Genomic DNA, 21698 nt, shown 5'->3' on the forward strand with positions numbered 1-21698 from the left:
TATTCACGGCGAAAAGGGAGTTTTCCAACTCCTCCTAGGCATGAAGCCGCTCTGCCGTACCGGGACTGATCCGGTATTCTCGTTTCAAATTTATAGCAGTTTTGAGTGTCGGCTTGGGAACCCATTTGGTTTCGCTTGGCCGGATGCCGCCAAAACTGACTGCAAACAGGCAAATATACCGGAACGTGGGCCGGTATAAGGATTTGGGGTCGTCTCTTGGGGCATGAACTGCCGTCAGATCAGTCGCGTAAGACGCAGGGCAGCAGCCTTGGCGGACGTTTGCGCTTTGCTGGGCTCGACCAAGAGCAGTGTGAGCTGTTGCGCCGTAACCGCATAACACTTGAGCCCTTGGCTCGTGGCGGCCTGCGCGATCTGATGCTGCGCTTCCAGTCGCTGCCGGACTGTTCTCCGTCATTCGAAAGTGAACACCAGCTTGACCGGCTGCACGATCTGCAAACTGCCCATTGGGGGGTGCTGACCGATGCCCGTTTTGATGCGCTTTATGCAGAGCGTGTGAAGGTTCTGTCCGACAGTGAAACGCGCATGGGTCTCGACCCGCGCTGGAACGTTGCAAGCCACGCCGTGGTGCTGGAGCATCTGCTGGTTGGCCTGATCCAGCAGGGCATGCCGCGTTCGATTTTTCCGGGTTCTCGCAAACGGGTCAACGAACTTGCAGATTTGGTGAAAGCCGTCGTCCGTTTGGTCATGACAGATACGGAAATTGCGGTTTCTCTGCGCTTTAATGAGCAGCGCATCAACCACCAGAAAGAACTGGCACGCTTGCGCAATGAAGAGCAGGCTCGCACCGTCACCATTCTTGAAGCAACATTGCGGGCGATCGCCGATGGCAACCTGTCGGCACGTGTTGCCGATGACGATCTGCCGGAAGCCTACGGCGAGCTTGTGAAGCTGTTTAACTTTGCGCTTGATCGCATTGAAGATGCTGTTGCGGCGGTGAGCAGAAATGCTGACGAGGCCCATTCGTTGAGCAATGACTTCATTCAGGAAGGCAAGGCGCTTTCCGGCAATGCATCGCGGCAGACCGAACGTCTTCAGGATGCCGTCTCGATCATTGAAAATATTCTCTCGGCTTTCAGACATGGCGCTGAAAAGATGGAAACCGCTGAAAAGGCGGTATCTTCAGCTAAACTGTCGGCGCAGGAAAGTGGCCTGGCTGTGGGCGAAGCCATCAATGCCATGTCTGACATTGAAAAGTCCGCCGAACAGATTGGCAAGATCATCGGCACTATCGACGAGATTGCCTTCCAGACCAATCTGCTTGCATTGAATGCCGGCATTGAAGCGGCACGCGCTGGCGACAGTGGCCGTGGCTTTGCGGTGGTCGCGCAGGAAGTTCGCGCCCTTGCGCAACGTTCCGCCGATGCGGCGCGTGAAATTAAAACTCTGGTGAGCGAGACGAAAACGCAAGTCGATTCCGGCGTGAAAACGGTCAACCGCACCCAGAATGCCATCGAAGGTGTTGTCCGTCAGGTCTCTGACGTCAGCGGCATGATTACCGACATGACAACCATGACTAGCGACAATGTCGGTCACCTGAAATCAGCGGCCAGCGAAATCAATGCTTTGGGTTCCGAAGCCAGCGCGAGTGCGCAGCGCACCGTCAATGTCGCGGCAAAAGCCGATGACCTTCACACGGTTATTCTGGAGCTAGGCCGCACGGTTCGCGAATTCCACATTTCGCACCAGAATTACCATCAGGCTGCACCGGTTGCCGCTCCGGAAACTCAACCAGAGCCGGTCGTGAGCAGCCCGAGATATTTCCAAGAACAGATACAGCAATTCAGACGGCAAGGAGTGAATTGATGGCAGGCAGAAAAAGCACGCAGGCAACATTGCAGTTGAGCGCGGTGCTGGACCTCAACGAAGCGTCGGTACTGCGCGGTAAATTGATGGAGTTGCGCGGCTCTGCGCTTGCCATTGATGCATCGGCAGTCGAGCGGGTTGGCGTTCAATGTGTTCAGGTGCTGATGGCCGGCATCAAGACATGGGAAACCGACGGCAAGGCAATCACATTCGCGAAAGCATCGGATGCTTTTGCAAAAACGCTCCAATTGATCGGCGTCAACATAGATCATCTGCTCCCGAAGGAGATACGGCAATGAAGAAAAAAGTGCTGACGGTGGATGATTCCCGCACGATCCGCAACATGCTTCTGGTAACGCTCAACAATGCCGGTTTCGAGACCGTGCAGGCTGAAGACGGCGTTGAGGGCCTTGAGGTTCTCGAGCAGAGCAATCCGGATGTGATCGTAACCGACATCAACATGCCGCGCCTGGATGGCTTCGGCTTTATCGAAGGTGTGCGCCGGAACGAAAAGTTCCGTGCAGTACCGATCCTGGTGCTGACAACCGAAAGTGATGCGGAAAAGAAGAACCGTGCGCGGCAGGCCGGAGCGACCGGCTGGATCGTCAAGCCCTTCGATCCTGCCAAACTTATTGATGCCATTGAACGTGTAACTGCCTGATACGGGATTTTTCACAATGGATATGAACGAAATCAAAGAAATCTTCTTCCAGGAATGCGAGGAACAGCTCGCCGAACTGGAATCAGGTCTTTTGAAGCTGAACGACGGCGATCGTGATCCCGAGACAGTCAATGCCGTTTTCCGAGCCGTTCATTCCATCAAGGGTGGCGCAGGCGCGTTTGGTCTGGACGATCTGGTTGCCTTCGCCCATGTTTTCGAAACCACGCTCGATTGCGTGCGTTCGAACAAGCTTGAACCCAATCAGGACGTCTTGAAGGTCATGCTGAAGTCGGCAGACGTTCTGGCCGATTTGACCAACGCAGCGCGCGATGGTGGTCAGGTTGAGGCAACCCGCACCCGTGGTCTGGTTAAAGAACTTGAAGCACTTGCGAATGGTGAAATGCCAAGCGCGTCCAGTGCGCCGGAAGCTACTGCGCCAAAAGTCGCAGATGCACCCGCACCAACCGATGAAAGCGGTTTCCAGCCCGTCGCATTCTCCTTCAGTGATTTTGAAGACGATATCACGCCGCTCATGGAGCCGTCGGTATACAATGTCGTGTTCAAGCCAAAGGCATCGCTCTACTCCAAGGGCAATGAGGCCGCTTTGCTGTTGCGCGACCTTTCGCGTCTTGGCGAAATGGGCATCAACTGCGACATGTCCACGCTGCCATCGCTGGAAGATATCGATCCTGAAGCAGCCTATTTTTCCTGGACTATCACCGTAAAGACGGACAAGAGCGCGGAAGACGTTCGCAGCGTGTTCGAGTTTGCAGAGTGGGATTGTGATCTCGAAATCACGTCTCCGGAGCCGGAAGCCACGGCTGAAGAACTGCCAATGGTGCCTGTTCCTTTCGACCTTTCTATCCTGGATGAAGAGGTTATCGAAGAGCCTGCGGTACTGTCTGCTGCTGACGATGCCGTTTCAACCGCTGGTGCTGCAAGCGACGTCTTGAGAAAAGTCTCTGCTGCCGTTGAAAAGAAAGAAGTTGCCAAGGAAGCGGCTGCTCCTGCCAACGCTGCTGCTGCTGCAAATGCCAGTGCTGGCCAGACAATCCGCGTTGACCTTGATCGGGTTGACCGCCTTATCAACCTGGTTGGCGAGCTGGTCATCAATCAGGCGATGTTGTCGCAGAGCGTGATCGAGAACGACACGACCGGCACCTCAGCTGTCAACATGGGTCTGGAAGAACTTCAGCAACTGACCCGCGAAATTCAGGATAGCGTTATGGCTATCCGCGCGCAGCCGGTTAAGCCTGTGTTCCAGCGCATGTCGCGTATCGTCCGCGAAGTTGCCGACATGATCGGCAAACAAATCCGTCTTATTACCGAAGGTGAAAACACCGAAGTGGACAAGACGGTTATCGACAAGCTAGCCGAGCCGCTGACCCACATGATCCGCAATGCCGTCGACCACGGTATTGAAACACCAGAAAAACGCGAAGCTGCCGGAAAGAACCCTGAGGGCACAGTCAAGCTGTCTGCAAAGCACCGCTCTGGCCGCATTCTCATTGAATTGCAGGACGATGGCGCCGGTATCAACCGCGAGCGCGTACGCCAGAAGGCCATCGACAACGATCTGATTGCCGCTGACGCAAACCTGTCGGATGAAGAGATCGACAACCTGATCTTCATGCCGGGCTTCTCCACCGCCGACAAGATTTCCGATATTTCGGGTCGTGGTGTGGGCATGGACGTTGTCAAGCGCTCCATTCAGGCGCTTGGCGGTCGTATCAGCATCACCTCGCGTCCGGGTCTTGGTTCTACCTTTACCATGAGCCTTCCGCTGACACTGGCCGTGCTCGACGGCATGGTGGTCACGGTTGCCGGGCAGACGCTCGTTGTACCTTTGACGGCGATTGTCGAAACACTACAGCCGGAAGCGCAGAGCATCCATTCGTTCGGTGCCAACCAGCGTCTGATCTCGATCCGCAACAGCTTCTGCCCACTGGTGGATGTTGGTCGTATCCTCAACTTCCGCGCAACCCAGGCAAACCCGGTCGAAGGTGTTGCTCTCTTGGTGGAATCTGAAGGTGGCGGCCAGCGCGCCCTGATGGTCGATGCGATCCAGGGCCAGCGCCAGGTGGTTATCAAGTCGCTTGAGGCAAACTACACCCACGTTCCGGGCATTGCTGCTGCAACCATTCTCGGCGACGGTCGCGTTGCTCTTATTCTCGACGTCGATGCCGTAGTTGGCGCATCGCGTGGCCAGTCCCTGAAGCAAGAGATGTCTCTTGCTGCAACCGGTTGAAAGCGGTGATGAATGACGTCGCTCAAGTTGAACGATCAACGACAGTCGCCTGATGAAGTGCTTGCCAGCGGAGAATATCCGCTGACAAGGCGCGATCTGACGGATATTGCGGCGATGATTTACGCCGATGCAGGAATTTATCTCAACGATTCCAAAGCGTCGCTTGTTTATTCTCGCCTGTCGAAGCATATCCGCAATCTTGGCTTGAGTGGGTTCAAGGAATATTGCGCGCTTGTCGCCTCTCCAGAGGGAGCGCAGCCGCGTCGTGAAATGCTGTCGCATCTGACGACTAATTTCACGCGTTTTTTCCGTGAAAACCATCACTTTGACCACCTGCGTGACGAAGTGCTGCCAGGCCTGATCAACCGTGCGAAAGCCGGTGGACGCGTTCGTATATGGTCGGCTGCATGCTCCGACGGGCAGGAGCCCTATTCGATTGCGCTGACGGTCCTGGCGATGTTCCCCAATGTCACGGATTACGATTTCAAGATCCTGGCGACCGATATCGACCCGAAGATTCTCGCATTGGCGCGCGCTGGTGTTTACGATGAAACGGCGCTTGAGACGGTCTCTGCATCCATGCGCAAGCAGTGGTTTACCGAGGTCGATGCTGGTGGTCGTAAGAAGTACCAGATCAGCGACAAGGTAAAACGTCTGATTACGTTCAACGAACTTAATTTGATGACGCAGTGGCCCTTCAAGGGAAATTTCGACATCATCTTCTGCCGCAACGTCGTGATCTATTTTGATGAGCCGACCCAGATGAAAATCTGGAATCGTTTTGCTGGCCTCTTTCCTGAAGGCGGACATCTTTACATCGGTCATTCCGAACGCGTGTCTGGCGACGCCAAAAACGTGTTCGATAATATCGGTATCACCACCTACCGCTATATCGGAAAGGGGAGGAAATAATGGGTGCTCCAGCCAGAGTTCTCGTTGTCGATGATTCTCCGACCATGCGCGGATTGATCACGGCTGTCTTGAAAGCTGACCCGGACGTTCAGGTCGTGGGTCAGGCTGGCGATGCCATGGAAGCGCGTGCGGCAATCAAGCAACTTAATCCTGATGTTGTGACACTTGATATCGAGATGCCAGATATGAATGGCCTCGAATTCCTCGAAAAGATCATGCGCCTGAGACCAATGCCGGTGATCATGGTGTCTACGCTAACGCATCACGGTGCAAATGCATCTCTGACCGCACTGGAAATCGGTGCTTTTGATTGTGTGGGCAAACCAGCACCTGGCGATCGCAATCCGTTTGGCGATCTTGCCGAAAAGGTGAAGGCTGCCGCACGGTCTCAACTTGTCAGCTATCGCACCGCGCCTGCACCGGTTGCCGAGCGGCCAGCACCACCCAAGGCCATGTCCGTGAATGATTATCGCGGTGGTCGCAAGATCGTGGCAATCGGTTCTTCGACCGGCGGAGTGGAAGCTCTCATTACTGTCTTGCAGAAATTTCCGGCCAATTGCCCACCGACCGTTATCACCCAACATATGCCGCCGACCTTTACCAAGAGCTTTGCAGAACGGCTTAACCGCCTGTGTGCACCGGTGGTGGAAGAGGCAACGGATGGCGCGCGATTGCAGATTGGTAAAATTTACCTAGCGCCCGGTGGGGAGCGGCATTTGCAAGTTGTCAATCACTCTGCGCCAAGTTGCAGGTTGTTGGAGCGGGAGCCGGTAAACGGCCATCGCCCATCGGTCGATGTGCTTTTTGATTCTGTTGCCGAACTGGCAGGCCGAAATGCAGTAGGGGTCATCCTTACCGGCATGGGGCGTGATGGTGCGGCAGGCCTTTTGAAAATGAGGCATGCCGGCGCGCGCACCGTCGGACAGAATGAAAAGACATGTGTCGTATATGGAATGCCAAGAGTGGCCTACGAACTGGGTGCCGTCGAGCAACAGCTGCCGTTAACCGCGATTGGCGAGGAAATTTTGAAGTTAACTGCTGCCCGGAAAGAAGGTTCTGAATAATGTCTATCGCAGAGAAAATCAAAGTTCTGATCGTTGATGATCAGGTAACCAGCCGACTGTTGCTGAGTGACGCGCTGACCCAGCTTGGTTTCAAGCAGATCACGTCCGCCGGTGACGGTGAGCAGGGCATGAAGATTATGGAGCAGCAACCTCACCACCTGGTTATCTCCGACTTCAATATGCCGAAGATGGACGGTCTGGGTTTCCTGCAGGCTGTGCGCACCAACCCGAACACCAAGAAGGCTGCCTTCATCATTCTGACGGCGCAGGGTGACCGCGCGCTGGTACAGAAGGCTGCACAACTGGGTGCCAACAACGTGCTGGCCAAGCCTTTCTCCATCGAAAAAATGAAGGCTGCTATCGAAGCCGTATTCGGATCGCTTAAATGATGGAAGCTGCAGCCAAGCGCGTGCATATCATTCAAGGAGAATACAAGGTCATCAAGGATCCCGATGTGGTTCTGACGACGATCCTGGGTTCGTGCGTGGCTGCGTGTATGAGAGATCCTGTCGCCGGTGTAGGCGGCATGAACCACTTCCTTTTGCCGGGTACGGGGGGAGTGAGCGGCGGGGATGCCACCCGTTACGGTGTCCATCTTATGGAGTTGCTGATCAACGGCCTGCTCAAGCAGGGTGCGCGCAGGGACAGGCTTGAAGCCAAGATCTTTGGCGGCGCAAAAACCATTGCCAGCTTCTCCAATGTCGGTGAGCAGAACGCATTGTTTGCCATGCAGTTTCTGAAGGATGAAGGCATACCGGTGATCAGTTCCTCAACGGGCGGGGATCATGGTCGCAAGGTTGAGTACTGGCCTGTTTCCGGACGGGCCCGCCAACATCCGCTTACCGGTGCGGAAGCGCAAAAAACCGTCGCTTTGGAAGCCCGGCCGCAGCCGGCGCCCAAGCCGGTGGCCAACGATATCGAGTTTTTCTAGTAACGGGGTTTTTTATGTATATTGCCGAGCATTCACGGGTGGCACCATTGGAAGAAGCTCTGCCCGATGTCTTGATGCGCATTGTGAGTGAACTTCATGACGTTGCCTATCTGATTGAGCGTATCGAACCCCAATTGCTTGAAATGGCCGATGGCGCCATCTCCGAAGATGGTCTGAAACTGCTGCAGGGCATTGACCTTGCAGTCCAGAAAACCCGTGGCCTGGCGGAATTTATCGACACGATTACCGGTACCATTCCAACCGAGTGGGTGATTGACGTCACCACAGCGCTCAGCCTAGTGAAGCTTGCCGAAATGCGAAAGGCGCTGGGCACCGGCTTACGTCACGGCCATTCGCAGCCGCTGGACAAGGTTTCCGGAGACGTCGACCTGTTCTGATACGGCGGGTGTGAAAGCCCCAATAGCATCAATTTGACAAACCGCACTGCGCGAAACGCTCGCGCAAGCTTCGTCTTCTAGGTTGCCACTAGGACTATTCGGTCTATGACTCCATGAATGACGGTGCGGAACAGAATGAATCTGTTAAATCAAGTCCCTCAGGTCTTAAGAAATATTGCAGCGCTAGGCCAAACGCGCTTGTTGCTCCTTGGTGGCGTTGGTATCGTCTCCATGGTCTTGGTCATTGCGGCGGCTGTTTACGTTAATAAGCCAGCTTACGAAACACTTTATGTCGGCCTCGAAAATGCCGACCTGAACAAGATCAGCCTTGCGCTTGCCGAATCCAACTTCCAGTTTGAAGTCGGCTCCGACGGCACAAGCATCCAGGTGCCGGTTGGCATGACCAGCCGCGCACGCGTACTGCTTGCCGAACGCGGTTTGCCAAACAGCGCCAATGCCGGTTATGAGCTTTTCGACAATGTCGGTTCGCTTGGTCTTACCTCCTTCATGCAGGAAGTAACCCGCGTTCGCGTTCTTGAAGGCGAAATCAGCCGCTCCATCCAGCAGATCAACGGCATCACTGCGGCACGCGTTCACATCGTTATGCCCGATGTGGGTAACTTCCGCCGTGGCGAACAGAAGCCGACGGCTTCCGTTATGATCCGGGCCAGCGCGACAGCAGGTCGCAAGGCTGCGGCTTCTATTCGCCACCTCGTCGCATCGGCAGTGCCTGGACTTGAGGTTGATGATGTCACCATCCTCGACTCGACCGGCCAGCTTCTGGCCTCCGGCGACGATGCTGCCAACGGCGCAATGAGCCGTTCGCTGACACTTGTGCAGTCCGTACAGCAGGAAATTGAAACCAACATTGACAAGGCGCTCGCACCGTTCCTTGGCATGGACAACTTCCGCTCCAGCGTGACTGCACAGCTGAACACCGACAGCCAGCAAATTCAGGAAACCGTCTACGATCCTGAATCACGTGTCGAGCGTTCGGTCAGAACGATCAAGGAAGCACAGAAGTCTCAGGAACGTACCCCTGACACGGCAGCCACGGTTGAACAGAACGTTCCGCAGGCGGCCCCACAAGGTGGTAGCGGTGGTCCTGAATCGTCTGACGAATCCGACAAGAAGGAAGAGCAGACCAACTACGAAATTAACAGCAAGACAATTGCCACGGTTCGTAACAGCTATCAGGTCGAAAAAATCTCCGTCGCTGTCGTGGTCAACAAGGACCGTATCGCCCGTATGGTTGGCGAACCGGTCGACCAAGCCAAGATCGACGCCTATCTCGCCGAGATGCAGAAGATCGTTACCTCTGCGGCGGGCATCTCCTCTGACCGTGGCGACAATGTAACGCTGACCGCCATGACCTTCTTGGAAAGCCAGCTTCTTGATGAAGCACCAAGCGGCCCAAGTTTTATGGAAGTCCTGACACGCAACTCTGCAGGTATCATCAACTCCTTCGCCTTCATCGCTGTGGCTTTCCTCATCGTGTGGCTTGGAATTCGCCCGGTTGTCCGCTCTGTCATGGGCAATGGTTCGGCAAACGCGGAATTGGCACAGGATGCAGCCGGCCTCGAACTGCCAGACTTCTCGCCAGCAATGGGCGGCGGTGGTGGTGGTCTCATGGAAGGCTTTGGTGCAGACTTCGGCTTCGACAGCGCAGACGACCTGCTGTCTGGCGAAGATCCCAACGGCGGCTTCAACCGCCGGGTACGCGAAGGGCCAGAACGTCGCCTGTCGCGTATGGTGGAGATCAGCGAAGAAAGAGCTGCCAAGATCCTCCGCAAATGGGCCATCGAAAAGGCCGCTTGATAACAAGGCCGGGTTTTCCCCGGCCTTTTTCCATTCCGGCATTGTTTCGATAATTGACAACTGTCGGCCGCGGTTTTGCCGGACATTAATGATAGGAGCGAAGGAACTTTTTCGGGGAGATGCGCTTTATCACCATCACCAAATCGTCTGACGCCAGCCACGCTTACGCAGGGCAGACTTCAAAACCGCCTGAAAAATGTGAGGATGTCTCGGTTTCCAGCGGTATTCCAGAAGATCACAAACCAGATCTGTGCCATGACATGAAACACCAATGCCAGATTGGTACAGCATTCATGGTCTGTTCCATGTCGCCCGGTGAAAGGAGTGGAAATGCCAAATTCTGATAGTGGTATTTCCTTGACCGTCTCCTAGAATGAGGTGATTCGTAGGCTGAAATTTGAAAATGCTTTTGGGCGGCTCAGAGGTGATACCAATGCGTGCACCTCCGGCCGGTCTGGCCTTCCTAAAGGAAACTCATCAGTTGAAGGCAGATGTGGATATTCGCAGACTGACGGTAAAACCGCTGAACCCAGCGGTGCAACCTTCATCGCGGGTACAAGTCATCAGCTGGATGGGCGAGATAGCCGGAACGGGGGACATGTCCGGTTCTCTTGATGTGTTGGCCACCTATGCGGGCGCTTCATATTATATGCTGGCCCGCGAGGATATGTTTCAGGAGAATGGTCTAAGCTTCGTCATCACATCCAACTGGCCATTTGATCTCGTCAAGAAGATTGGTGGTACGCTTGCTGCCAGCCAAGCGCGCGTGAGTGAGATGGAAAAGTGCCTCTCGCTCCTTCAGCCGCAACTGCATATCCTGCCCGATGAGGGATGCATCCCCAAAGGTACGGACCGACAGTATTGCGCAATGACGTTCTGCGTCGGCAACATACGCTTTGCACTTCTGCTGATGTTCCCAGAAGGTACAGTGCCTTCCATGGAGCGTTTGCGTGAAGTCGGCTTGTTGTGCGGCTATAGCGCCAGCTTCGGTATTGGCTATGATCTCAAGGTCGAGCGTGACATTGATCTGACCGAGCGCGAACTTGAATGCCTCTACTGGATTGCCGAAGGCAAGACCAGTGACGAAATGGCGACTATTCTTGGAATTTCGCGTAATACAATCAACAACTACATTACTAGCGTCATGCGTAAAACCGCGACGAAAACCCGCTCCGAAGCAATCGCTTACGCGGTTCGTAACAATCTTGTTTGATGGTTGATTGATGGCTTATTCGAGAGACACCACCACGGATGAGCAAGGCGGAGTACAGATTGTCCGCGTCAGCCGCACGTCCAATCGATCAGATCTTTTTCCAATGTTGATTGGTATGCAGAAGGAAATGGGGGCAAGAAATTTTGCCGTCTTCCGTGCTGCGATTTCAAGCTTTCCCAACAAGCGCAAGCTGGTGTGTGAACTCGAGAACTGGGGAATGGGCGCAGCCGAGCAGACCAATGCTCTGGTTTCGGCACTCGGCACCACACTTCTGGAGCATATTGACGGCTCGTTGCTGCCACTGATCTGGTCTACCGATCAGGGCAAGGGCATTTCCATAACACCTGAAATGGTGCCGATGTTAAAGCAGGCCGACAATACCGATCTGCCGTATGCAGGTGTGGCCCTGCCGATCAAACTCGGCAACATCGGTAATGGTCTGGTTGTCTTCTGCGGCACGGCTCTCGAGCTCGACTGCGGCACGACCATTGATCACCACCTGAAGTGCTGTCAGGTGATGATTGATCTTCTGGCGCTGGATGAGCGCCGCTCGACTCCGACAGAAGCGCTAAGCGAGCGCGAAATTGCCTGCTTGCAATTGGCAGGTGATGGCAAGATCAGTGAAGAAATCGCCGTCAAGCTTGGCCTGTCCGTTCACACGGTCAACGCCTATCTTGGCTCAGCGACAATCAAGCTTGATTCCGTCAATCGAATTCAAGCAATCGCCAAAGCAATTCGCATGGGCTACATTCATTAATTGTAGTATTATCTGCGTTTTGAAGTATTGCTGAATATTAGAAATTGATATTTGTCACCTAATCAAGTCACCTTGAATATTAGCGGATTAGTTATTTTTTGAAATTTTTTCAATTTTAACGATTTCCCCTTACGATGCTTCAATCGTAAAAAATTGGGGAACTCCGAGATGAAGAAGCTCCTTTCTGCACCCGTCGCAGTGCAAATCATTGCTTTGACAGCCTGCCTCGTTCTTTTGGGTATCGCGGCCATCGGTGTCTCGACCTATGTCAGTCTCGAAGAAGACGTCATGGAGACGGCGGAGATCCAGACGAACAGTGCAGCCCGCGCCATGGCGGTTCTCTATGAGCTGAAGGTTGGTGGTGCCACGTTGAACATCGATAATGGAAACCTTGTCAGTGTTGATCGTGCAAGCATCGGTACATTGCGTGATACGGATCTGGTGGATCGCACGGCACTGATCATCGGTGGCGTTTCCACAGTGTTCCAGAAGCAGGGCGAAGATTTCGTCCGCATGTCTACAAATGTTAAGAAGGAAAACGGCGAGCGTGCTATCGGCACCAAGCTGGCAACCGATAGCCAAGCCTATGCAAAAATCAGCAAGGGTGAAGTCTACATTGGCAAAGCGACCCTGTTTGGCAGCGAATACATGACCGGCTACATCCCGGTAAAATCCAAGTCGGGCGCGCCTGTCGGCATCCTGTTTGTCGGTATTCCAATGCAAGTATTCTTCGATCATCTGGCTGGGCTTCAGACTATGATCCTGCTTTCCAGCGCGCTTGTCATGGGCGCCGTGGGCCTGTTGGGTTACTTCGTCATCCGTCGCGCACTGCGTCCCCTCGGTGTGCTCACTGGTGCCGTCAATTCGCTTTCGAGCGGCAATCTCGATACTGTCATCCCCTATGCAGATCGATCCAATGAGTTTGGCAATATTGCCAAAGCGTTGGAAGTGTTCCGCACCAACGCGCATGAGAAGCTGGTTATAGAAGGTCGCAGTGAGGCAGACCGGATAGCCGCTGATGAAGAACGCGCCCGCAACGATGATGAAAAGCGCACACTCGATCAGCAGATCGAATTTGCGGTGACCGAACTTGCGTCTGGTCTGGCGCGCCTGTCACAAGGTGACCTGACCCGCACACTTGACAAGCCATTCTCCGGCCGTCTTGATCAACTGCGCATGGACTTCAACACGTCGCTCGCTCATTTGAAAAACGTCTTGCAGCAAATCCGCGAACGTACGCTGACCATTCAGCACAATGGCGACGAAATGCTGCAATCTTCAAACGATCTTTCGCGTCGCACGGAATCGCAGGCAGCGTCTCTGGAACAAACCGCCGCCGCTGTCGAAGAAATCACCATCACGGTCAAATCGTCGGCTGAGCGCGCCCGTGAAGCCAATCAGGCTGTCAACCGCACCCGCCAGAGTGCCGATAGTTCCGGCACGGTGGTGAGCAATGCCGTCGCCGCTATGGGCCGTATCGAAGACGCTTCCAAGAAGATCGAGCAGATCATCGAAGTCATCGACGATATCGCCTTCCAGACGAACCTGTTGGCGTTGAATGCCGGTATTGAGGCAGCACGCGCGGGCGAGGCTGGTAAAGGTTTTGCGGTCGTGGCGCAGGAAGTGCGCGAACTGGCACAGCGTTCTGCCGATGCGGCCCGTGAGATCAAGGGTCTCATCAACCAGTCGAGCAATGAGGTTGAGACCGGTGCATTGCTGGTGCAGCAGGCTGGTGAAGTTCTGTCCGAAATCAGCGGGCAGATCGTGGATGTCAGCAAACATGTTGAAACCATCGCAACCGCTGCGCAGGACCAGTCATCTGCGCTGCATGAGGTCAACAGCTCCGTCAACCAGATGGACCAGATGACCCAGCAGAATGCAGCCATGGCAGAAGAATCCAGTGCCGCAAGCCAGATGTTGGCCAATGAGGTGCAGGAGCTTCTGGCCCTTGTGCAGCAGTTCCGCATCGAACAGGCATCGCAATCCTACGGCCGTGAGCAATTTGCACGCGTAGCCTGATCCATTCGAAGAAATCGCCAAAATAACAAATGCCCCGCACGTAATTGCGGGGCATTTTTGTTGGCAGGGTATTTCCAGGACCTTATTCTGCTGCTGCACGAATACGCGCTGAAAGCTGCGTCATGTAAGCGCGTAGCACCGCAGGCCGCACCGGCTTGTGCTGAATGGTGATGTTGTGTTTTTCGGCCTCGTTGCGCACCTCTGGTGTGCGATCGGCCGTGATCAATAGCGCAGGGATGTCCGCCTTATAGAGTGCGCGTAAAAGCAGGATGGCACCAACACCACTGCCATCGCCGAGATGATAGTCGGCGATAATCAGGTCTGGCGGCTGTGGTGATGTCACGGGCAACAGATCAAGCGCGGCAATCGCATCGGCCTGTAGCACCTCGCAGCCCCAGCCGCTGATCAGCAGCGCCATGCCCTCAAGGATTTTCGGCTCATTGTCGATGCACAGAACCCGCAAACCGACCAGCGGTTCGTGCATGCCCCCGGCATTGCCGATTGGCAGGGCGGTGACGCTGGTATTCTCGGACTTGTCGCGCGGCAGGCTGATACGGAAGGTCGTACCTTTACTGAGCGTCGAGGAAAGCTGCACAGGATGGTTCAGCACGCGCGAAATGCGATCAACGATAGAAAGGCCCAACCCGAGCCCAGTTGCCGTTCTGGCGCCTTCCTCAAGGCGTGCAAACTCCTTAAAGACAGTGCGGAATTTGGAGGCTGGAATGCCGATGCCGGAATCCATCACCTGCAGCACAACATTCTTCCCGTCACGGCGCACACCGACAAGTACTTTGCCCGACAGCGTATATTTGATGGCGTTAGAAACCAGGTTTTGCACCAAGCGACGCAGCAGGTTCGGGTCGGAGCGCACGGAAAGCGAGGTCGGCATGACAACCAGCTTCAGATTTTTTTCGCGGGCAATCGGTGCGAAGTCCGTCTCGATACGCCGCAGCAGATCATTAAGTGGCACAGACGCAAAGCGGGGCTTCATGGCGCCGGTATCAAGGCGGGAAATGTCGAGAACTGCGCCGAGGATCGTTTCCACGGATTCGAGCGACGAGTCGATATTCTGTACCAGTGTGCTGTCATCGGACGTGCCTAGCCGCTCAACCAGTGCCGAAGAATAAAGCCGCGCGGCGTTGAGTGGCTGTAGAATGTCGTGGCCGGCTGCCGCAAAGAACCGGGTTTTGCCAATATTGGCTTCATCGGCAAGGGCGCGTGCTTCGGCGAGTTCACAATTCACCCGCGTCAACTCACTGGTGCGCTCCGCCACCCTCTGTTCGAGTGTCTCATTGGCCTGCTGCAAGGCGCGGTCGACGGCTACCCGTTCGGTAATATCGGTGAAGGTCGCAACAATGCCGGTGTCCGGCATCGCATTGGAGCGCACTTCGATAATCCGTCTGCTTTGCGACAGGACAATCGAAAATGGCATGTCGAGTGTCAGGAAGTTGCCGATAAGCTGATCGGAATCGCGCGAAGTAACATCACCGCGCGCCTGCAGCATGGCGACAATGTCTGAAAGCGGTAGACCAACACGACCAAACTGCTCGGGTAGATCAAGCAGGGTTCGGAACCGCCTGTTCCAGATGGTCAGTTGGTGGGAGCTGTCAAAAACCGCAATGCCCTGATCCATCTGTGCAAGCGCAGTTTGCAGCATGTCCTGATTATACTGCAGCGCTTCGCTGGCCTGATCGAGCAACCAGGCCGTATCGGCATTGGTATCTTCCGCCTTTTGCAGGATAAGCGACAGCACAAGCCGTGCGGATGACGAGCCGATGGCGCTGCCGAGCAACTGTTCGGAGAAATGGATAAGGGCCATATCGGCCGGCTGATCGTCATCCAGCTTTCGCCCGGCGGTTTTTTCATAGGTGGCCAGTGAACGCTGCATGCGCTCTTCGCCGAGATAACGGGCCACTGCACTTTTAAGGTCGCCAACACTGACCCGTGTTTTCCAGCCACGTGTCGCAAACTGCGATCGGGAGTGACGTTTGACGAAAATGCCGGATTGGATGCGTTCCACCGGCCGTGGATTGCGAGACAGCGACCCCAAGATAAAGGCCAGACTGTTGACGATCAGGCTAAGGATAACCGAGTTGACGAGCGGATCGTGGTTTTCCGGATTGAACAGCGACAGGCCAGGGAAAACGAAACCGAGAATGCTTGCCGCAACCCGTGAATAATCGGGTCCGCCAAGGCTTGGCAAAAACAGCAGGTAGGCCCAGACTAGAAAACCTGACACCAGACCGGCAATGGCGCCGCGCGCATTCGCTCTGCGCCACAACAGGCCACCAAATAGCGACGGCGCCATCTGCGCGATAGCTGCAAAGGCGAGAAGGCCGATCGACGCAAGACCGGTGGTGCTGTCGGCAGCGCGGTAATAGGCATATCCTAACAGTAGCACGGCAAAAATCGCCGTGCGGCGGATGTTCAGCAGGGTTTTGGCAAAATCGGCGCGGTGCGTCGTGCGGCTCATCAGCTTGTGGCGAAGGAAAATCGGCATCACGATATCGTTGGAAATCATGATGGAAAGTGCGACCGAAGCTACGATTACCATGGCGGTGGCCGCAGAAAACCCACCGATGAACGTGATCAGCGTGACAACAGGCATTTGTCCCGTCAGCGGCAGTTGCAGCACATACAGGTCTGCCTCGCCAGTATTGCCGAGTGTGATCACGCCCGCCATGGCGATGGGTAGCACAAACACATTGATGGCGACGAGGTAGAGCGGCAGCAGAAAGCCTGCCATGCGCAGTTCTTCGCTGGTACGGTTTTCGACAACGGTGACATGAAACTGGCGCGGCAGCATGATGATCGCAAAGGATGACAGCATGGTCAGCACGATCCAGCGGCTGATCGGCGTCTGATAGGTCAGCGCTGCCATGGCCTGCTCGTTTTGCCGGGTCAGTTCCCAAAGCTGCACAGGACCGTCAAACAGGAAAAATATGACGTAGATGCCGGCCGTGCAGATCGCCAGAAGTTTGACGAGCGATTCCATCGAGATGGCCAGGATAAGCCCGTCCTGATGTTCGGTCGCATCGGTATGGCGCGTGCCGAAAATCACTGCGAAACCCGCCATCAACACGGTGACGATGAAGGCAAGGTCAAGGAAATAGAGATTGCCGCTACCAATGCCATAATCTGACGGGTTCACCATGGCGGCAACGGAGTTGGAAACTGCCTTCAGCTGCAGTGCGATATAGGGAATAGCTCCGATCAGCGAGATCAACGCCACGATGATCGAGACGGCTGAGTTCTTGCCATAGCGCGCTGCGATAAAGTCGGCGACTGATGTCAGTTTCTCGGCCTTAGCCAGCTGGATGATACGCCTGATAACTGGCATGCCGATGGTGAAGGCAAGCACCGGACCGATATAGATGGCAAGGAATTCCAATCCGTGTGTTGCTGCAAGTCCAACACCACCGAAATACGTCCAGGACGTGCAATAAATCGCCAGGCTGAGCGCATAGACGATCGGGCGGCCGCGTTTGGAAACACTAGTCCTGCGGCTGTTGCGGTCACCAAGACTGGCGACAACAAACAGCAGAAGAATATAGGCAAATGCCGCAACTAAAATAATCCACCCGGGAAGCACATGTCCTCCATCGCCCGGCAAAAATGACAGGCTTTCATGATCCTCCGAGGCAAACCATAGGACAAATGCGCAGGGTTGGAAATTACTCTTTGGTCGTCAATGGTTTGGCGTTGGCCAGATAATCACGCGCATAGATAGAGAAGCATTTAAACTTTGGTTTAGCATGTTATTATGAAGCAGTCTGGCGTTCGTTGGACTGATCTAACTGGGGACATCTTGAATGCTCAATGAATTTAAAACCTTTATCGCCAGAGGCAACGTCATGGACCTTGCTGTCGGCGTTATCATCGGCGCGGCCTTCAACAAGATCGTTGAATCCGTCGTCAACGACCTCGTCATGCCAATTGTCGGCGCGATCTTCGGTGGCTTTGATTTCTCGAACTACTTCTTGCCACTTAGCTCAAATGTAACAGCAGTATCGCTGGCAGCCGCTCGTGAGCAGGGTGCGGTTTTCGCATATGGCAGCTTCCTTACCGTCGCTATCAATTTCCTGATCCTTGCCTGGATCATCTTCCTGATGGTCAAGGGTGTAAACAAGATCCGCGCCAGTGTGGAACGTAAGGAAGCAGCGCAAGAAGCTGTACCGGCACCACCACCGGAAGACATCAAGCTGCTGTCGGAAATCCGCGATCTTCTCAAGACGCGCTGATCTTTTTCAGCCTAGGCGTCCATCGATTTTTGAACCGGCCAGTTGCAGGGCTGGCCGGTTCTCGACCCATCACAAAATGCGATATGATCTTCACGTAATTTCCATGGAAGAGGGCAGGGTGATTGCGTAATAAAGGACAAACGGAGTGTGTCCTTTATGTCTTTATTGAATAGCTTGAGTGCCAGATCTCTCGCCGCGCCTGCCAGCGGTATCATTGAAATCGTCAAATATGCCCGTGGCCGCGAAGGCCTGTTGCCTTTGTGGACTGGCGAAGGCGACCTGCCGACACCTGATTTCATCAGCAACGCCACCGTAGCAGCATTAAATGCCGGTGAAACTTTCTACACCTGGCAGCGCGGTATTCCGGAATTGCGCGATGCGCTTTCGCGTTATTACCAGCGCCACTTCTCCGTTTCCTTGCCGCAGGACAGTTTTCTGGTCACCGGTTCGGGCATGCAGGCCATCGCGCTTGCCGTGCAGGCTCTGACATCACCGGGTGATGAGATGATCTACCTCTCACCGACATGGCCGAATATTGTCGCTGCCATCGGTGTTGCTGGCGCGAGTGCCGTTGGCGTGGGCATCGATTTTGCCGATGGCAAGTGGTCGCTGGACATCGAGAAAATTGCAGACGCCATCACACCCAAAACCCGAGCGCTTTTTATCAACACGCCGTCCAACCCGACGGGATGGGTCGCCACCCATCAAGACCTCACCAATATTCTGGCGCTGGCCAGAAAACATGGCCTGTGGATCATTGCTGACGAAATTTACGCCCAATATTATTATGGCGAGGGTCGCGCTCCATCGTTTTTTGATGTGATGGACGAAGGTGATCGCATTGTTTTCGCCAATTCCTTCTCCAAGAACTGGTCGATGACCGGATGGCGCGTTGGCTGGGTGGTGGCACCACCAGAGATCGGCCAAGTGATTGAGAACCTCATCCAATATTCTACGTCGGGCGTGGCACAATTCATGCAGCGTGGTGCGGTAGTCGCATTGGATGAGGGCGATGACTTTGTACGGCAAAACTATGAGCGTGCACGGTTATCACGCGATATTCTCTGCGACGCATTGATTGCTACCAACCGGGTAGAAACGCTGAAACCGGATGGCGCACTCTATGCATTCCTGAAAATTGACGGTGTCACCAACAGCCATGAAGCGGCGTTTGATATCGTCGATAAAACAGGTGTCGGCCTTGCTCCGGGAACCGCGTTTGGCAAGGGTGGAGAACTGTTCCTGCGCGCCTGCTTCCTGCGCAATCCTGACCACATTCGCGACGCCGCAGACCGCCTGTCGTCCTATATTTTGAGCCGATAGGAGATCAGATAAAATTTTATCGGTTTTGAAAACGGCTTGTAAGTAACGTTTTTTGAATTACTTGCCGTTTTCTGCCGGCGCACCCGTAACGTAATGAATAGTGAACAGTTGAATGGTTTTGTGCTTCCAACAAAAAGAAACAGGGAAGTACATAAATGTCTGTTCTGGTTACGGGTGGGGCTGGTTATATCGGCAGCCATATGGTCTGGGCACTGCTGGATGCAGGCGAAGACGTCATCGTTCTGGATCGTCTTTCGACCGGCTTTCGCTGGGTTGTCGCACCGCAGGCTCGTTTCTACCTGGGCGACGTCGGCGATGGCGAACTGCTGAACCAGATCTTCTCTGAAAATGACATCGATACGGTCATGCATTTTGCAGGATCGGTGATTGTACCGGATTCTATTTCCAGCCCGCTCGATTATTACGAGAACAACACCAGCAAAACCGGAAAGTTGGTGTCCGCGGCGCTGGCGCATGGCGTGAAGAACATCGTTTATTCTTCGACGGCTGCTGTCTACGGCAACCAGCATGCAAATGGCCCGGTCGCAGAAACCGCCATTTTGAGCCCTGAAAACCCGTATGGCCTTTCCAAGCTGATGTCGGAAATCATGCTGCGCGATGCCGCTGCCGCCCATGATCTGCGTTATGTGGCGCTGCGTTACTTCAACGTGGCGGGCGCTGACATTCAGGGACGTACAGGCCTGTCGGCCGAAGGTGCGACACACCTTATCAAGGTTGCCTGTGAGGCAGCAACCGGCAGACGTGACCATGTCGACGTTTATGGTGTCGACTATGACACGCATGACGGTACGGGTGTGCGGGACTATATTCATGTCAACGATCTGGTCGATGCGCATATCCGCGCTCTGGAGTATCTGCGCGCCGGTGGCCAGCCCCTGGTTGCCAATTGCGGTTATGGCCACGGCTATTCGGTCATGGACGTTATTTCTGCGGTCCAGCAGGAATACGGCCGCACGATCAAGGTGAATTATTGCCAGCGTCGTCCAGGTGATGTGGCCAGCATGATGGCTGATTCAACAGTAGCCAAAACTGAACTCGGTTGGCAGCCGCGTTATGATGACCTGAACCTGATCATGCGCACAGCGCTGGCTTGGGAGGAAACCTTGGAAGATCAGCGTGCAGGCGATCTGGACAGAATTCAGCGCAAGCTGGCGGTCGCCGGCTATCGTTAAACCGACCGAAACAGCCGGGCTGTAAGTGTCAGCCCGGTGACGCCTTGTGGGCGGGTTGATGCCGGAAAGGCATGTCCCGTTCCGGTGCCGCAGCGACAAGCCATTGCTCCGTATCAAAAAAGTTGCGCGTGCGCTTCAATTCGGCCGTCCGGTCGGTTGGCACAATCAGAATATTGTAGCGGTCCTGATTGCTGAATTCCCGTTTGATGGAAACGCGCATGCCGAAATGGTCGGTATCATAGTCTTCTGCGGGAATGGTCTGGGGCAGGTCCGTCCAGCGCAATTGCTGGGCAGCAAGCGTCAAAGCCTTGTCCAGCTGCTCACGCATGCGTTTGCCGTCGTCAGTCGCAGGGCTGGCAATTTTCATGCGCAGTGACGTCACCCGTCCGTCAGCCGCACCCTTTATGTCCAGAAAAAACGAGGCAAAGTCGGTGGTGCCATCGGTTGCCTCATGCATTTCTTCCGCAAGGCATTCGAAGGTATTGGCGTCATAGGGGCTGGCCTGCCAGCCGCTACCGGCAATGATAAAACCGCTCTGCGCAAAGACATCGCACAGGCTCTGGCCGGGAACACGGAACTGGCGCACAAAAGCCGAAGGCAGATCGTTGAGTGTGTGCAGCAGCAACCGCTCGGGCACTGGCGGCAGCTGGGAGACCTGTGGTCGCTCTGTCTTTTGATCCGGCGCAACTTCCACTGAAGGTTTTGGGTGCAGCCAGTCAATATGGAAGTAGTCGAGCAGGGCGCGCAGGTGCCGTTTGTCATTGGCCAACAGTAACGGTGTGCCAATCGCGGCGCAGGCCAATGCAACGGAAATCAGGATTGGAAGCGTTCGGCTTTTTCGTTTGAGAGGATGATTATCCATCCGAACTGCCTCCGGAAACGCTTTGTCTTATTCGTCACCCTGACGTTCGGCGGAGGCTTTGCTTTCATCCTCTGCCACCGGAATGGCATAGGAGCCCTTAAGCCAGCGTGAGAGGTCCAGAGACCGGCAGCGATCCGAACAGAAAGGATAATTATCCCGCGTAGATGGATGCCCGCATTCCGGGCACGGCTGCGTTTTGCGCAAGGGCGTTACATTTCCTGTCGTCGTCATCCG

19 protein-coding genes are annotated in these 21698 nt (G+C 54.8%); 16 read left to right on the forward strand and 3 right to left on the reverse strand.

Annotated elements, in window-relative coordinates; translation table 11 throughout:
- Window positions 1-216 precede the first annotated feature (216 nt).
- From PYL13_RS03090 to PYL13_RS03150, 13 genes are all read left to right on the forward strand, one after another.
- Window positions 217-1824 carry a methyl-accepting chemotaxis protein gene (locus tag PYL13_RS03090; RefSeq protein ID WP_275640466.1) on the forward strand — a complete coding sequence of 536 codons (1608 nt, stop codon included), beginning with the start codon at window positions 217-219 and terminating at the stop codon, window positions 1822-1824.
- Complete coding sequence (locus PYL13_RS03095; protein WP_192486818.1) at window positions 1824-2123, forward strand: STAS domain-containing protein; 300 nt, start codon at window positions 1824-1826, stop codon at window positions 2121-2123. The genes PYL13_RS03090 and PYL13_RS03095 overlap by 1 nt, the downstream gene beginning before the upstream one ends.
- A complete protein-coding gene (cheY1, locus tag PYL13_RS03100; protein WP_250983432.1) occupies window positions 2120-2485 on the forward strand; it encodes a chemotaxis response regulator CheY1 in 366 nt (121 codons plus the stop codon). The genes PYL13_RS03095 and cheY1 overlap by 4 nt, the downstream gene beginning before the upstream one ends.
- A gap of 16 nt (window positions 2486-2501) precedes the next feature.
- Window positions 2502-4733: a chemotaxis protein CheA gene (locus PYL13_RS03105; RefSeq protein ID WP_275640467.1), complete on the forward strand. Its 2232-nt coding sequence runs from the start codon at window positions 2502-2504 to the stop codon at window positions 4731-4733.
- 12 nt (window positions 4734-4745) lie between these two features.
- Window positions 4746-5645, forward strand: coding sequence for a protein-glutamate O-methyltransferase CheR (gene cheR / locus PYL13_RS03110; protein ID WP_192486821.1), 900 nt, complete (start codon window positions 4746-4748; stop codon window positions 5643-5645).
- On the forward strand, window positions 5645-6709 hold the full coding sequence (cheB, locus tag PYL13_RS03115) for a protein-glutamate O-methylesterase CheB (RefSeq protein ID WP_192486822.1): 1065 nt from the start codon (window positions 5645-5647) through the stop codon (window positions 6707-6709). The genes cheR and cheB overlap by 1 nt, the downstream gene beginning before the upstream one ends.
- Window positions 6709-7098: a response regulator gene (locus tag PYL13_RS03120; RefSeq protein WP_192486823.1), complete on the forward strand. Its 390-nt coding sequence runs from the start codon at window positions 6709-6711 to the stop codon at window positions 7096-7098. The genes cheB and PYL13_RS03120 overlap by 1 nt, the downstream gene beginning before the upstream one ends.
- Entirely contained in the window at window positions 7095-7640 is a 546-nt protein-coding gene (gene cheD / locus PYL13_RS03125; RefSeq protein ID WP_192486824.1) for a chemoreceptor glutamine deamidase CheD, read from the forward strand. Before PYL13_RS03120 ends, cheD begins: the two co-directional genes overlap by 4 nt.
- Before the next feature lie 14 nt (window positions 7641-7654).
- Complete coding sequence (gene cheT / locus PYL13_RS03130) at window positions 7655-8038, forward strand: chemotaxis protein CheT (protein WP_275640468.1); 384 nt, start codon at window positions 7655-7657, stop codon at window positions 8036-8038.
- Between the two features lie 135 nt (window positions 8039-8173).
- Window positions 8174-9856 carry a flagellar basal-body MS-ring/collar protein FliF gene (gene fliF / locus PYL13_RS03135; protein WP_250983435.1) on the forward strand — a complete coding sequence of 561 codons (1683 nt, stop codon included), beginning with the start codon at window positions 8174-8176 and terminating at the stop codon, window positions 9854-9856.
- A gap of 433 nt (window positions 9857-10289) precedes the next feature.
- Window positions 10290-11069, forward strand: coding sequence for a transcriptional regulator VisN (gene visN / locus PYL13_RS03140; RefSeq protein WP_405049437.1), 780 nt, complete (start codon window positions 10290-10292; stop codon window positions 11067-11069).
- A 10-nt stretch (window positions 11070-11079) separates the two neighbouring features.
- Complete coding sequence (visR, locus tag PYL13_RS03145) at window positions 11080-11826, forward strand: transcriptional regulator VisR (RefSeq protein ID WP_192486828.1); 747 nt, start codon at window positions 11080-11082, stop codon at window positions 11824-11826.
- A 168-nt stretch (window positions 11827-11994) separates the two neighbouring features.
- On the forward strand, window positions 11995-13845 hold the full coding sequence (locus PYL13_RS03150) for a methyl-accepting chemotaxis protein (RefSeq protein ID WP_275640469.1): 1851 nt from the start codon (window positions 11995-11997) through the stop codon (window positions 13843-13845).
- Window positions 13846-13927: 82 nt separating this feature from the next.
- Here the strand turns inward: PYL13_RS03150 and PYL13_RS03155 are convergent, their stop codons facing one another.
- A complete protein-coding gene (locus tag PYL13_RS03155) occupies window positions 13928-17437 on the reverse strand; it encodes a PAS domain-containing hybrid sensor histidine kinase/response regulator (protein ID WP_275640470.1) in 3510 nt (1169 codons plus the stop codon).
- Window positions 17438-17657: 220 nt separating this feature from the next.
- Between PYL13_RS03155 and mscL the strand changes: the two genes are divergently transcribed.
- From mscL to galE, 3 genes are all read left to right on the forward strand, one after another.
- On the forward strand, window positions 17658-18086 hold the full coding sequence (gene mscL / locus PYL13_RS03160) for a large conductance mechanosensitive channel protein MscL (protein ID WP_250983438.1): 429 nt from the start codon (window positions 17658-17660) through the stop codon (window positions 18084-18086).
- Between the two features lie 156 nt (window positions 18087-18242).
- Window positions 18243-19409: a pyridoxal phosphate-dependent aminotransferase gene (locus PYL13_RS03165; RefSeq protein ID WP_275640471.1), complete on the forward strand. Its 1167-nt coding sequence runs from the start codon at window positions 18243-18245 to the stop codon at window positions 19407-19409.
- A gap of 155 nt (window positions 19410-19564) precedes the next feature.
- Window positions 19565-20602, forward strand: coding sequence for a UDP-glucose 4-epimerase GalE (gene galE / locus PYL13_RS03170; protein WP_275640472.1), 1038 nt, complete (start codon window positions 19565-19567; stop codon window positions 20600-20602).
- 28 nt (window positions 20603-20630) lie between these two features.
- On the opposite strand, the gene PYL13_RS03175 is transcribed toward galE, so the two are convergent.
- Together PYL13_RS03175 and yacG are read right to left on the reverse strand one after the other, a co-directional pair.
- Window positions 20631-21464 (reverse strand): DUF6030 family protein, encoded by an 834-nt coding sequence (locus PYL13_RS03175; RefSeq protein WP_275640473.1) that lies wholly within the window; start codon window positions 21462-21464, stop codon window positions 20631-20633.
- A gap of 27 nt (window positions 21465-21491) precedes the next feature.
- The gene (gene yacG / locus PYL13_RS03180) at window positions 21492-21695 is read right to left on the reverse strand and encodes a DNA gyrase inhibitor YacG (RefSeq protein WP_259147736.1); all 204 of its coding nucleotides are present in this window, start codon (window positions 21693-21695) and stop codon (window positions 21492-21494) included.
- Window positions 21696-21698: the final 3 nt, after the last annotated feature.

Source organism: Agrobacterium sp. Azo12 (assembly GCF_029193765.2).
GTDB lineage: Bacteria > Pseudomonadota > Alphaproteobacteria > Rhizobiales > Rhizobiaceae > Agrobacterium.